The organism is Dactylosporangium sp. CA-233914 (genome assembly GCF_050942935.1).
In the GTDB taxonomy this organism is placed as follows: domain Bacteria; phylum Actinomycetota; class Actinomycetes; order Mycobacteriales; family Micromonosporaceae; genus Dactylosporangium.
Window position 1 is genome coordinate 5025799 of the sequence record NZ_CP192030.1, and the last position, 12436, is coordinate 5038234.

11 protein-coding genes are annotated in these 12436 nt (G+C 70.7%); 4 read left to right on the forward strand and 7 right to left on the reverse strand.

Features of this window, described 5'->3' with window-relative positions:
* Positions 1–21: 21 nt before the first annotated feature.
* Positions 22–1575: a PucR family transcriptional regulator gene (locus ACQPY0_RS22405; RefSeq protein WP_432991892.1), complete on the reverse strand. Its 1554-nt coding sequence runs from the start codon at positions 1573–1575 to the stop codon at positions 22–24.
* Positions 1576–1676: 101 nt separating this feature from the next.
* On the opposite strand from ACQPY0_RS22405, the gene gabT reads away from it, so the two are divergent.
* Positions 1677–3026 carry a 4-aminobutyrate--2-oxoglutarate transaminase gene (gabT, locus tag ACQPY0_RS22410; protein WP_432991894.1) on the forward strand — a complete coding sequence of 450 codons (1350 nt, stop codon included), beginning with the start codon at positions 1677–1679 and terminating at the stop codon, positions 3024–3026.
* Between the two features lie 25 nt (positions 3027–3051).
* On the opposite strand, the gene ACQPY0_RS22415 is transcribed toward gabT, so the two are convergent.
* Positions 3052–4041, reverse strand: coding sequence for a LacI family DNA-binding transcriptional regulator (locus tag ACQPY0_RS22415; RefSeq protein ID WP_432991896.1), 990 nt, complete (start codon positions 4039–4041; stop codon positions 3052–3054).
* Between the two features lie 247 nt (positions 4042–4288).
* Between ACQPY0_RS22415 and ACQPY0_RS22420 the strand changes: the two genes are divergently transcribed.
* From ACQPY0_RS22420 to ACQPY0_RS22430, 3 genes are read left to right on the forward strand one after another with little or no spacing between them, the layout of a single operon-like run.
* Positions 4289–5635, forward strand: a complete 1347-nt coding sequence (locus ACQPY0_RS22420; protein ID WP_432991898.1) for an MFS transporter — start codon at positions 4289–4291, stop codon at positions 5633–5635.
* Positions 5636–5690: 55 nt separating this feature from the next.
* On the forward strand, positions 5691–8210 hold the full coding sequence (locus tag ACQPY0_RS22425; protein WP_432991900.1) for a glycoside hydrolase family 2 TIM barrel-domain containing protein: 2520 nt from the start codon (positions 5691–5693) through the stop codon (positions 8208–8210).
* A 16-nt stretch (positions 8211–8226) separates the two neighbouring features.
* Complete coding sequence (locus ACQPY0_RS22430; RefSeq protein ID WP_432991902.1) at positions 8227–9285, forward strand: LacI family DNA-binding transcriptional regulator; 1059 nt, start codon at positions 8227–8229, stop codon at positions 9283–9285.
* Between the two features lie 38 nt (positions 9286–9323).
* Here ACQPY0_RS22430 and ACQPY0_RS22435 read toward each other — a convergent pair whose 3' ends face one another.
* The 5 genes from ACQPY0_RS22435 to ACQPY0_RS22455 are packed head-to-tail and all read right to left on the reverse strand — an operon-like array spanning position 9324 to position 12419.
* Positions 9324–9995 carry a 3-oxoacid CoA-transferase subunit B gene (locus ACQPY0_RS22435; RefSeq protein WP_432991904.1) on the reverse strand — a complete coding sequence of 224 codons (672 nt, stop codon included), beginning with the start codon at positions 9993–9995 and terminating at the stop codon, positions 9324–9326.
* Positions 9995–10687 (reverse strand): 3-oxoacid CoA-transferase subunit A, encoded by a 693-nt coding sequence (locus ACQPY0_RS22440; protein WP_432991906.1) that lies wholly within the window; start codon positions 10685–10687, stop codon positions 9995–9997. Before ACQPY0_RS22440 ends, ACQPY0_RS22435 begins: the two co-directional genes overlap by 1 nt.
* Complete coding sequence (locus ACQPY0_RS22445) at positions 10687–11349, reverse strand: beta-ketoacyl synthase N-terminal-like domain-containing protein (protein ID WP_432991908.1); 663 nt, start codon at positions 11347–11349, stop codon at positions 10687–10689. Before ACQPY0_RS22445 ends, ACQPY0_RS22440 begins: the two co-directional genes overlap by 1 nt.
* On the reverse strand, positions 11346–12143 hold the full coding sequence (locus ACQPY0_RS22450; protein WP_432991910.1) for an alpha/beta fold hydrolase: 798 nt from the start codon (positions 12141–12143) through the stop codon (positions 11346–11348). Before ACQPY0_RS22450 ends, ACQPY0_RS22445 begins: the two co-directional genes overlap by 4 nt.
* Before the next feature lie 6 nt (positions 12144–12149).
* The gene (locus ACQPY0_RS22455) at positions 12150–12419 is read right to left on the reverse strand and encodes a muconolactone Delta-isomerase family protein (protein ID WP_432991912.1); all 270 of its coding nucleotides are present in this window, start codon (positions 12417–12419) and stop codon (positions 12150–12152) included.
* Between the last annotated feature and the right edge of the window lie 17 nt (positions 12420–12436).

The window sequence follows — 12436 nt, forward strand, 5'->3', positions numbered from 1 at the left end:
CGCCGCCGTGACCACCACTGTTCACTGTGGCAAGGGACCGTCCGTCCGTTTGGCCGCAGTGGACAACCTCCCCTGCCGGACAGTGATGGCGAACCAGAGCTCCATCCGGGCATCCGCGGTGCCGAGATCGCGCCCGAGCAGCGCCTCCGCCTTCTGCACCCGGTATCGGAGGGTGTGCCGGTGGACGTGGAGAGCGGCCGCCGCGGGGTCGTACTGACCGTGATGCGCGAGCCAGACGCCCAGGGATGTCACCAGGTCGATCCCGGTGCTCCGGCAGTACTCGTCGACCGGGTCCAGCAGGCTGTCGGTGTAGGCCGACAGGACGGACAGGTCCATCAGCTCGACCACGCTCGTGGCGCGGATCTGCTCGTAGTCCAGGACCGCCGGCACCAGGTGACGGGCCCCGGCCGCGGCCTGACGAGCCTGGCGGACGGCCTGTGCCACCTCGGACCTGGTGTGTGCGCGGCTCGTGCCGGCCGCGACGGACCGGTCGCCGGGAACGGTTCGCATCAGCAGGTCCTGGTCGGCGCGGGTGGCCGTCACGGCGATCAGATCACCGTCGACGACGGCCGCGAGCACGTGGTCACCGAGCCCGGCGAGCAGATCGAACAGCAGCTCGTCGAGGACCGCCGGCTCGCCGGTCAGGGCGGTGACCCAGAGCGGCCGGCGGGCCAGCATCGCTCCGCCGAGCCCGGTGAGCACGTTCTCGGTGAGGTCGACGCCGTCGAGCAGCAACCGCAGCAGTGCCGCCGACCGCAGCGCGGCCCGCTCGGCCCGCGCCTGCTCCAGATCGAAGGACAGCAGTGCGGTCGCGACGTTGACCAGGGAACGGTCCGTGGTGCCCGGTGCCCGCTCGAGCCCCACGACGAGGAACTCGCGACCGCCCGAGGAGAGGGCCAGGGGATGCACGACCACGTGCGAATCACCCTCGACCAGCGCCAGGGCGGCGGGCCGGCGTCCGCGCAGCCTGCTCAGCTCGCCGGCGACCGTGCCGGCCAGCGCCTGCGCGGACGGCGGCGAGCAGTGCCGGGTCTGCCCGTTGCGGTCCAGGAGCGCCACCCGCCCTCGCAGCAGTGCGGCGAGGCGGTTGACGACCCCGCGAGCCCGGCCGGTGACCGCCGCCCGGGTCAGCGACTGTTGCCCGGTGAACCCCCGGGTCACGTCGGCGTACAGCTCCGCGGCGAGCAGGTCGGAGACCGCCTTGCTGACGGCGATGAACGGCGTCGGCTGGTCGACCTCGAGGAGCGGCAGGCCCCGCTCGCGGGCCACCCGGACGAGCGTCGCCGGCACCGCGTCGGTGACGAGTCCGACGCCGTAGCCGAGGCCGACGACGCCGGCGTCGAGGAGCCGGTCGATGTAGGCGGTGATCCGTGCACTGCCCCGGGGCAAGCGCAGGCCGGTGATCAGCAGCAGCTCGCCGCCCTGCAGGTATGGCGTGGGGTCGTCGAGCTCGCTGGTCGCCACCCACCGGATCGGCACCGCGAGCGCGGCCGAGTCAGGGCCGGGGTCGCTCAGCAGTCTCAGCCCGAGGTGCCGATTCGCCAGCAACGCGCCGAGGGTCGCGGGCACCGGCACCTCCACCATCCTGGGTACTTGTCCGTACTGTACAGGTGCCCGGGCCCATCTTGTACCGATCGGCCAACGCAGGCGATCGGCGGCCGGCCTACGGTGGCGTCATGTCAACGTCGATCGCCGGGGGGCCGGAGCTGCCCCAGTCCCGTCGCCTCGTCACCGAGATCCCCGGTCCGGTGTCGCGCGAGCGCTTCGCCCGCCGTCAGCGGTTCGTCGCCGGTGGTGTCGGCACCACGCTGCCGGTGTTCATCGAGGCGGCCGGCGGTGGCGTGCTGCGCGACGTGGACGGCAACTCGCTGATCGACCTCGCCTCGGGCATCGCTGTCACCGGTGTCGGCAATGCGGCCCCGGCGGTCGCCGCGCGGGTCGCCGAGCAGGTGCGGGCGTTCACGCACACCTGTTTCATGGTCACCCCGTACGACGGCTACGTCGATGTCTGCGAGGAGCTTGCCCGGCTGACCCCCGGAGACCATGCGAAGAAGTCCGTCCTGCTCAGCTCCGGGGCGGAGGCGGTCGAGAATGCCGTCAAGATCGCCCGGGCGTACACCGGCCGGCATGCCGTTGTCGTCTTCGATCACGCCTACCACGGCCGTACCAACCTCACCATGGCGATGACCGCGAAGAACATGCCGTACAAACAGGGATTCGGACCGTTCGCCGGCGAGGTCTACCGGGCGCCGATGTCCTACCCGTTCCGCGAGGGAGCCGCCGTCGACGGGACCGACGCGGCCGAGCGGGCCATCGACGTGATCGACAAGCAGGTCGGTGCGGCCAACGTCGCGTGCGTCGTGATCGAACCGATCCTCGGCGAGGGCGGATTTGTCGTGCCGGCCAAGGGATTCCTGCCCCGGCTCGCCGAATGGGCGCGGAGCAACGGCGTGGTCTTCGTCGCCGACGAGATCCAGACCGGATTCTGCCGTACCGGCGACTGGTTCGCCTGTGACCACGAGGGCGTCGTCCCCGATCTGATCACCACGGCGAAGGGCATCGCGGGCGGCCTGCCGCTCGCCGCGGTGACCGGCCGCGCCGAGATCATGGACGCCGTGCACTCCGGCGGGCTCGGCGGGACGTACGGCGGCAACCCCGTCGCCTGTGCCGCCGCGCTCGGCGCCATCGAGCTCATGCGCGGCCAGGACCTCAACGCCGCGGCCCGGCGCATCGGCGAGCTGATGTTCGGCAGGCTGCGAGGGCTGGCCGAGCGCCACCCGGCGATCGGCGACGTCCGTGGACGGGGCGCGATGGTCGCCGTCGAACTCGTCACCGCGGACGGGCACACCCCCGACCCGGGACGGGCGGCTGCGGTGTCGGCGTACTGCCACGCGCAAGGCGTGCTCACCCTGACGTGCGGCACCAACGGCAACGTCCTGCGCTTCCTGCCCCCGCTGGTGATTGCCGAGCAGCTGCTCTGCGAAGGGCTGGACGTGCTCGCGGACGCCTTCGCGGCGACCGAGTAACCGGCCAACGTCTGCGACGGCCGTATCAGGTGGTGTCACCAGGAACGAGCCGGAGGACGGGACCATCCGCAATGGTCGGCGGTGTGGTGGTTCGTGCCGTGGAAAGTCCGAGTGCCTTCTGGATCGTGCGTGCGGCCTTGCTCACCATGTGGGCGGTTTCGACGTGGATGGTGGTCAGCCGGGGGCTGACGAGTTGGCCGATCGGGGTGTGGTCCACGCCGACGATGGTCAGGTCGGTCGGCACGTCGAGCTCGAGTTCGCGGGCTGCGGCGAGTACGGCGATGGCGACTTCGTCGTTGTAGCAGCCGACCGCGACCGGAACACCAGTGTGCAGCAGGGGCCGCAGTGCGGCGGTGGCGCCGGCCAGGTCGAGGGGAACGTTGACCTGTGTGGGTGCGCTCAGCCCACGGCTGTCGGCTTCGGCTGCCATGCCCGCGAAGCGGCCCGGACCGAAGACGTCGGAGCGGGTGTCCAGTAGTGCCGCGTACACCAGCGGACGAGGTCCTCGTCGCAGCGCACCCTCGGTCAGGAGGCGGCCGACCTCGACATTGAGGTCGGGCGCGGAGTCGAGCATCACCACGCCGGACTTCAGCAGCACGTCACGGTCGGACTGCGGGAGCGTGCCGAGGTCGAGGACCGCGGCGGGCCGCAGGGCTTGCAGCGCCCCGAGTGTGGCGGACGGATCGGGGCCGGCGAGCCGGACGACCACCTGCAGGCCGGCGGGAGCGAATTCCGCGGCCAGCCAGTCGATCGTGTCCTGCAAGTTGGTGCCGAACGTCGTGTTCGGAACGACGGCGACGACGAGGTCGCTGCGTCCTCGGACCAGTGCCCTGCCCGCCGGAGACGGCCGGTACTGCAGTTCCTCGGCGGCGCGCCGGACGCGTTCCTGGGTCTCGGAGGAGAACCGCCGGCCTCGGCCGTTGAGGATGTGGCTGACAGTCGCCCGTGAGACCCCCGCGACTCGAGCGACGTCGAAGCTGGTCACTTCGGGGCGCGGTGCCGGGTTCGCAGTCACGTGGTCCAGTGTCGCACAGCGTTGTTAACACGTGGTACCCATCCTGTTGACACGTGATACTAGCCGTGATTTCCTCGGTAACACGTGATACCTGCTGCTGTTGGCCGCAGTTGCTGACCGGGGCGAAGGGCTCCTTCGCCGCACGGCGCAGATGCGTGCCGGGAACACCCCCCCCTGCCCGGCCGCAGCCTTCACGCGCCCTGCTCCTTTGCGCTGACCCGCCTGAAGCAACGATCAGGAGACCCCGATGACGGCTCTGAACCCCTCGGAGCAACACCCCCGTGCATTACCGCTGACCGGCGTCGCGCCGGAGCCTGGTTCGCCGCTCGCGGCCGCATCTGTCGCCGAGGCCCGCGTGGTGGACACGGAAGGCCCGCAGCACGTGAGCCGCTGGCTGTGGGTGATCTACCCGCTGTCGCTGATGGCGATGTCCGCGGTCTGGGGCGGCGTGATGCAGGTGCTGCTCGGCAAGCAACTCGCGGTGATCGCGCCTGGAGCTACCGCCGCTGCGGCCGCGCTCGGCACGGTGCTGACCGTGGCCGCCGTCTCCAGCGTGGTGTCGCAGCCGATCGTGGGGAGGCTGTCGGACCGGACGCGGGTCCGGTTCCTCGGCCGGCGCAATGTGTGGATCTTCGGCGCGGGGATCGTCGGTGCGCTGGGCGTGGCCGCCATGTCGCAGCTGACCTCGACGCTCGCGCTGGCCGTCGCCTGGGCGGTGCTGATGTGGCCGCTGAACGGCGTGCAGGCCGGCCTCTCGGCCGTGCTTCCGGAGCGGGTGCCGGAACGGTTGCGCGGGTCGATGTCCGGGCTGGTCGGTGCCGCTTCGATCCTCGGCGGTTTCGTCGGGGTGGCACTCGCGGGGCTGTCGCACGAGGTCTTCCGGGGCTACCTGCTCGTCGCCGGGCTGTTCCTGCTGATCACGCAGGTCTTCGCGTGGACGACGAAGGATCAGCCCGCACCGGACCGCGGCAGCCGGACGAAGGCCGAGCGGAAGGCGGCCGGTGGGATCCCGAGCCTGCGGCAGCATCCGGACTACTGGTGGGCATTCGCGGGCCGTTTCCTGCTCATCTTCGGCTCCTTCTCGGTGTCCAGTTTCCAGCTGTACATCCTGAAGGACTACGTCGGCATCGGGGACATCGACAAGGCTGCCACGACGCTGGTGGCGCTCTCGGGGCTGAGCACGACCCTGAGCCTGGTGTTCGCCGCGGTCGGCGGCTTCATCTCGGACCGGCTCGGGCGGCTGCGGCTGTTCGTCGGGCTGTCGACGTTGATGTTCGTGCCGGCCGGGGTGGTGTACCTGGTCGTGCCCACGCTTACGGGCGTCTGGGTGGCCACCGCGATCACGGGTGTGGCGTTCGGCATCTACCTCGCCGTCGATCAGGCGCTGATCACCCGGGTGCTGCCAAGTGTCGACAACGCTGGGCAGGACCTGGGGATCATGAACATCGCCAATGCGGGCCCACAGATCATCGCGCCCGCCCTCGGCGGTGCCGTCGTCGGTGCCACCGGCAACTATTCGTTCCTGTTCGTGATGCTCATCGTCACCACTGTCCTGGGCGCCGTCTCGGTGCGCTTCATCAAAGGCGTCCGTTAACCCTCTCTTCCTCCCGCGCGTCGAATACGCGCGGCTGAGCCAAGGAGTTCGATCAGTGATCCGGCAATCGTTCGGCGCCGCGTGGCGGTTCTCGCCCTGGAAGTCCACGTTCGAGGCGTTCGCCCCCGGAAACGCCGCCGAGGTGGTGACCTTGCCCCACGACGCCATGCTCACCGGGGGCAGGTCGGCGGAGGGGTCCGAGGGCATGCACACGGGCTACCACCGGGCCGGGTCCTGGCAGTACGAGAAGGACTTCGAGGTGCCCGAGGCGTGGGCCACCAAGCGGGTGACCTTCGAGTTCGAGGGCGTGTACCGCGATGCGATGGTCTACATCAACGGCGCGTTCGCCGGGCAATGGGCCAACGGATACTCGACGTTCCACGTCCAGGCCGACCCGTATCTGTTGTACGGGCAGACCAACACGATCAAGGTCGAGGCCCGGTCCCACCGCGACTCGCGCTGGTACACCGGTGCCGGCATCTACCGCCCGGTCCACCTGCTGATCGGTGAGCTGGTGCACATCACGCCCACCGGCCTGCGCGTGACGACTCCCGAGGTCGACGCCGAGCTCGCTGTAGCCGCGGTGAGCACCCAGATCCGCAACGAGGGCATCGGCACCCGTACGGTCGCAGTGGTGCTCGAGGTGCGTGACAGCCGCGGTGACATTGTGGCCACCGACCACGCCAGGGCCACGGTGCTGGCCGGTGAGCAGGTCACCGTGCGGCAGCGGGCCTACATCCACGACCCCCTCCTCTGGGACGTGGACAACCCGAACCTCTACACCGCCACCGTGCGGCTGACCGGCGCCGAGGGGCAGGTGGACGAGGCGGGCACCACCTTCGGGATCCGTACCGTGTCGGCCGATCCCGTCCGAGGCCTTCGCATCAACGGCCGCCCGGTCAAGCTGCGCGGGGCGTGCGTCCACCACGACAACGGCGTGATCGGTGCGGCCGGCATCGCCCGCGCCGAAGAGCGCCGGGTCCAGCTGCTCAAGGCCGCCGGTTTCAACGCCATCCGGTCGGCCCACAACCCGCTGAGCACCGCCATGCTCGAGGCCTGCGACCGGCTCGGCATGCTCGTCATGGACGAGACGTTCGACATGTGGACTCGCAAGAAGACCGACGACGACTACGCACGCCACTTCCCCGAGTGGTGGGAGCGGGACGTCGACGCGCTGGTCGCGAAGGACTTCAACCACCCGAGCGTGATCATGTACTCGATCGGCAACGAGATCCTCGAGATCGGTACGCCGCACGGGGCACGCTGGGGACGACGGCTCGCCGAGCGGGTGCGGGCCCAGGACCCGACCCGGCTCGTGACCAACGCGATCAACGGCATGATGGCCCTCGACGGCGACCTGTCCCAGATCCTGACCCAGGATCAAAGCGGTGACGCGGGTACGGACGGCGCGGGCCCGGGTGCCGCCGCCGACGGCGGGTTCAACTCCATCCTGGGGCAGCTCACCGAGGTCATGCCCGCGGTCATCGCATCGCCCGTCGTCGGTGAGCGCATCGCGGAGTCCGCCGCGCTGCTGGACGTCGTGGGACTCAACTACGGCGAATCCCGGTACCTGATCGACCGGGAGCAGTTCCCCAACCGGGTGGTCGTCGGCTCCGAAACGTTTCCGAGCCTGATCGAGCGGTACTGGCAGCTCGTCACGCAGCACCCGCACGTCATCGGCGACTTCACCTGGACCGGTTGGGACTATCTGGGGGAGGCCGGGCTCGGGCGCGTCGTCTATCCGGGCGAGGAGGTGGCCTTCGGAGCGCCGTTCCCCTGGCTGACCGCCTCCGCGGGTGACATCGACATCACCGGCCGGCGCCGGCCCGTGTCGTACTACCGCGAGATCGTCTACGGGTTGCGTACCGAGCCGTACCTCGCCGTCCAGCGTCCCGAGCACCGTGAGCACCCGGCCCGGCCGCAGGCCTGGACCTGGACCGACACCGTGGCCAGCTGGACCTGGGACGTGCCGCCCGGCACGACGGTGACCGTCGAGGCCTACGCCGACGCTGACGAGGTCGAGTTCGTGCTCAACGGCACTCCTGCGGCCCGGGTGCCGGTCGGCACTGGTAAGGCCTACGTGGCCACCGCCGACCTGCCCTACGAGCCGGGCACCCTCGAGGCGGTCGGCTACCGCGCCGGCGCGCAGATCGGGCGCTGCCGGCTGGTGACCGCAGACAGCCCGGTCCGGGTCCGGCTCAGCACCGACCGGGAGCAGATCCGCCCCGACCACCAGGACCTGGCCTTCCTGGACATCGCGCTCGTCGACGAGCACGGCACGGTCAACCCGCACCTCGACCGGGCAGTGACGGTCGAGGTCAGCGGCCCGGCGCTGCTACAGGGACTGGGCACGGCCAGGCCGGTCACCGAGGAGTCCTTCCTCGCCGCCGCCTGCACCACGTATCAGGGGCATGCGCTGGCCGTGCTCCGCCCCGACGGGACCGAAGGCGCGGTGACGGTCACGGTCCACGCCGAAGGCTGCCCGCCGGCCGCCATCACCTTCGCCGTCGGTGACCTTGCCGAGGCCGGCCCGGGGGCGCAGCCGCTGTCCGGCGACGCGCGCGCTCAGGCGTAGCTGTCGAGCCGGCGCCATGACAGCCACGACCCGACGTCGCGCGGCCGCGATCACCGACGTTGCCCGGTTGGCCGGCGTATCGCACCAGACGGTCTCACGGGTGCTCAACGGACACCCAGCCGTCAGTTCGGCCACCCGGGCGCGGGTTCTGACCGCGATCCGCCAGCTCGACTACCGGCCCAACGCGCTGGCTCGTACGCTGGCCGGCGGACGCTCCCGCATGATCGGCGTGATCAGCCCCGATACGCCGCGATACGGGTCGCTCGCGACCCTGTTCGGCATCGAGCGCGCCGCCCGCGCGGCCGGCTACGGCATGATCACCACAGCACTGGAACGCGTGGACTACCACGGCGTGCTGTCGGCCGTGGGCGCGCTGGCCGGCCAGTCCGTCGCCGGCGTGGTCGTCATCGCAGCGCAGCGGGCGGCCGCCGCGGCGCTGCAGCATCTGCCCTCCGGCACGGCTGCCGTCGCCGTCGAGCCGGACGGCGACAGCCAGGTGCCGGCCGTCTGCACGGATCAGGCCGGCGGCGCCCGGCTGGCGGTCGTGCATCTGCTCCGGCTCGGGCACTCGTCGGTCTGGCACGTCGCCGGACCGGAGGAGGCGCTGGACGCCCGGGCCCGAGCCGACGGCTGGCGCCGCACGCTGCAGCAGGCCGGCATCGCCCCGCCGCCACCGGTCACCGGGGACTGGAGCGCGCAGTCCGGCTACCAAGCCGGACTGCGGCTGGCCGATCGGGACGACGTCACCGCGGTCTTCGCCGGCAACGACCAGATGGCGCTCGGCCTCATACGCGCCTTCACCGAGCGGAACATCCGCGTGCCCGACGATGTCAGCGTCGTCGGCTTCGACGACATCCCCGAAGCGGAGTTCCTCACCCCGCCGCTGACCACCGTCCGCCAGGACTTCGACGCCGTCGGCCAACGCTGTTTCGCCGCCCTGCTGCAGCGCATCGAAGCCGGCTTCCCGGACACCCTGGCCCATTCGGCGTCGGAGGCGGCCATCCGGCCGAGCCTCGTCGTGCGCCGCAGCACCGCGGCACGCCCCGAGGTCCGACGCCCGCTCGTGGCGGCCTGACGATCCCGCCTGTCACACTCGCGAGGAACGCGCTGGGCTCACGGTTGGCGAAGTGTGACGTCCAGGCGTTCCTGCAAGTCGACGAGCGTGATGCCGTACGTCTCCAGGACTCGAGCGCCGTGGGCGTCGAGGTCGAAGACGCCGTGGTCGGTGTACACGCGGCTGACGCACTCGACGCCGGTGAGCGGATAACTGCAGGACGCGACCAGCTTGGGCGTCCCGTCCTTGGTGAACAGGGACATCATCACGAAGACCTGCTTGGCTCCGATGGCAAGGTCCATCGCGCCACCGACCGCGGGGATGCTGTCGGCGGCTCCGGTGTGCCAGTTGGCGAGATCGCCGGTCGCGGAGACTTGGAAGGCGCCGAGGACGCACACGTCCAGGTGGCCGCCGCGCATCATGGCGAAGCTGTCGGCGTGGTGGAAGTACGCGGCGCCCGGGAGTTCGGTGACGGGGACCTTGCCGGCGTTGGTGAGGTCGGTGTCGATCTGGTCGCCGACGGCGGCTGAGCCCATGCCGAGCATGCCGTTCTCGGTGTGCAGGATGATGCCGGAGCCGGGGTCGAGATAGTCGGCGATGCGGGTGGGCTGGCCGATGCCCAGGTTCACGTATGCGCCCCTGGGAATGTCGCGGGCGATGCGTGCGGCGAGTTCGTCGGCGCTCAGCGGGCCACGGTTGAGGTATTCGATGGCGGTGGTGGCCGTACTCATCAGCGGTGCCCTTCGACCATGAGCCGCCGTGCGTCGGCGCGGACGACACGGTCGATGTAGATGCTGGGTGTGACGACAGCTTCCGGATCGAGTGCACCGGTCGGGACGATCGCGGTGACCTGGGCGATCACCGTCGTCGCGGCGGTGGCCATGACCGGCCCGAAGTTCCGTGCGGTCTTGCGGTAGACGAGGTTGCCCAGCTCGTCGCAGTGATGAGCCGCGATCAGCGCGACGTCGCCCTTGATCGGGTACTCCAGCAGGTACGTCCGTCCGTCGATCTCGCGGACCTCCTTGCCGGTGGCCAATGCCGTTCCCACGCCGGTCGGGCAGTAGAAGGCGCCGATGCCCGCGCCGGCGGCGCGGATGCGTTCGGCGAGTGTGCCCTGCGGGACGACTTCGAGTTCCACCTCACCACTGCGGTAGAGGGCGTCGAAGACGTACGAGTCGGCCTGGCGGGGGAACGAGCAGATCACCTTGCGCACCCGCCCGGCCTTGAGCAGCGCGGCGAGTCCGACCTCCCCGTTGCCGGCGTTGTTCGACACGATGGTGAGGTCGGTTGCACCCTGCCGGATCAGTGCCTCGATGAGGTCGAACGGCATGCCGGCCAGGCCGAATCCGCCGACCAGCACCGTGGAGCCGTCGGCGATGCCGGCCACCGCGTCGTCAGCGGTGGAGCAAATCGTCGCGGCCATCAGCTGCTCACGTTCTCGAGGACGACGGCGAGGGCCTGGCCGACGCCGATGCAGATCGCGGCGACGCCCCAGCGGGCCCGCTTCTCCCGCAGGACGGCGGCGAGGGTGGCGAGGACGCGTCCGCCGGAGGCACCCAGTGGGTGCCCGATCGCGATCGCGTCGTTGGCTTCGCCCAGCGAGACGGTCCATTCGGCGGGCATGCCCGGGTTGACCAGCCGCCAGCCGAGCGTGGTCGACACTGCGGTGACGTTTCCCGCGGGGTAGGGGAGCTCAGGTTTGGGCAGTACCCACGGGGCGCGGGTCATGGACTCGACCCCGCCGGCGACTACCACGTCGGCATCACCGGTGTCGATCGTGCGGGAGGCGATCATCGCGGCGTCCAGGCTGGACCCGCACAGCCGGTTGACCGTGGTCGCCGGCAGGCCGACCGGCAGGCCCGCGAGCAGCACCGCCATCCGGCCGACGTTGCGGTTGTCCTCGCCGGCCTGGTTCGCGCAGCCCCACACAACCTCCCCGATCTCGTCGGTGTCGAGCGCGGGTGCCTTGGCCAGCAGGCCGGTGAGCGCCTGTGCGGCAAGGTCGTCCGGGCGTACGCCGGACAGCGCGCCGTTGAACCGGCCGAAGGGCGTGCGGGCGGCCGCGTACAGGAATGCCGCGGTCATGGTTCTCCTCTGGGTGGGTGCCGGATGCTGAGGTGCTGGGCGATCAGGTCGGCGACCCGGTCGGGTGCCTCGGCCGGGGCAAGGTGCGCGACGTCGTCGAGGACGACCGCGTGGCCGTGCTGGACTCGCTCGGCGATCTGGCGCAGCGACGCCGGCGGGGTTGCTACGTCGTGTCCACCGGCGACGGTGCGGACGGGCACGCTGATCTCCGGGAGGCGCTCGGTCACGTCGAAGGCCGCCAGCGCCAGGCAGACCTGCGCGTATCCGCGGGCGTCGAAGGTTGCGAGCTCGTGCAGCAGCCGGTCGGCGACAACCGGTTCGCGGTCGCGGAAGCCGGGGGCGAACCACCGATCCGCCGATCCCCGCACCACGGCAGCGGTTCCGTCGTGACGGACGAGCGCGGCGCGCTGGGTCCAGCCGTCGGCGTCGCCGATCCTCGCGCCGGTGCACAGCAGTACCGCTGAACGGACCCGTGCCGGGTGCTCGAGCATCAGCTGCAGCCCTACGCACCCGCCGACGGAGTCGCCGGCATAGGCGAATTCCCTCCCGACGCCGAGGGAGTCCTCGACGAAGGTCAGCACACCGGCGGCGAGTTCGGCCATGTCGAACGCCTCGCCGACTGGGCTGCCGTGTCCGGGCAGGTCCCAGCCGACGACGTGGAACCGGTCGGTCAGGCGGTCCGCGACCGCGCCCCAGAGCGTGGCCGTCGAGGTGCCGAGCGATGGCCCGACGACGAGTGCCGGCAGCCGGGAAGAGCCTCCGAGCTCGGCGCCGGAGATCGTGGGCACCGCCATCGGCCCCTACGCTCCGGCTGCGATGTCGGACGGGTGCGTGGCCAGCGGGATCACCGTGATCTTCAGATACGGAAGCAACGGCAATCCGGAAAGGACCTTGTGCAGCTCGTCGTTGGATTCGACGTCCAGAACGGAGTAGTTCGCGTATTCGCCGACCACACGCCACAGGTGCCGCCAGACGCCGCGGCGCTGCAGGTCCTGTGAGTAGTCCTTCTCCCGCTGCACGATCTCGGCCCGGAAGTCCGGGTCGAGATCGTGCGGCAGCTGCACCACCATATGTGCCAGATACAACA

What these genes read in the sequence shown, in the direction of transcription:
- ACQPY0_RS22450 (WP_432991910.1), bottom strand. Translation starts at nt 12,143, where the DNA reads ATGGCGGTGCCCACGATCTCCGGCGCCGAGCTCGGAGGCTCTTCCCGG.
- ACQPY0_RS22440 (WP_432991906.1), bottom strand. Translation starts at nt 10,687, where the DNA reads ATGGCCGCGACGATTTGCTCCACCGCTGACGACGCGGTGGCCGGCATC.
- ACQPY0_RS22435 (WP_432991904.1), bottom strand. Translation starts at nt 9,995, where the DNA reads ATGAGTACGGCCACCACCGCCATCGAATACCTCAACCGTGGCCCGCTG.
- ACQPY0_RS22420 (WP_432991898.1), top strand. Translation starts at nt 4,289, where the DNA reads ATGACGGCTCTGAACCCCTCGGAGCAACACCCCCGTGCATTACCGCTG.
- ACQPY0_RS22445 (WP_432991908.1), bottom strand. Translation starts at nt 11,349, where the DNA reads ATGACCGCGGCATTCCTGTACGCGGCCGCCCGCACGCCCTTCGGCCGG.
- gabT (WP_432991894.1), top strand. Translation starts at nt 1,677, where the DNA reads ATGTCAACGTCGATCGCCGGGGGGCCGGAGCTGCCCCAGTCCCGTCGC.
- ACQPY0_RS22455 (WP_432991912.1), bottom strand. Translation starts at nt 12,419, where the DNA reads ATGGTGGTGCAGCTGCCGCACGATCTCGACCCGGACTTCCGGGCCGAG.
- ACQPY0_RS22430 (WP_432991902.1), top strand. Translation starts at nt 8,227, where the DNA reads ATGACAGCCACGACCCGACGTCGCGCGGCCGCGATCACCGACGTTGCC.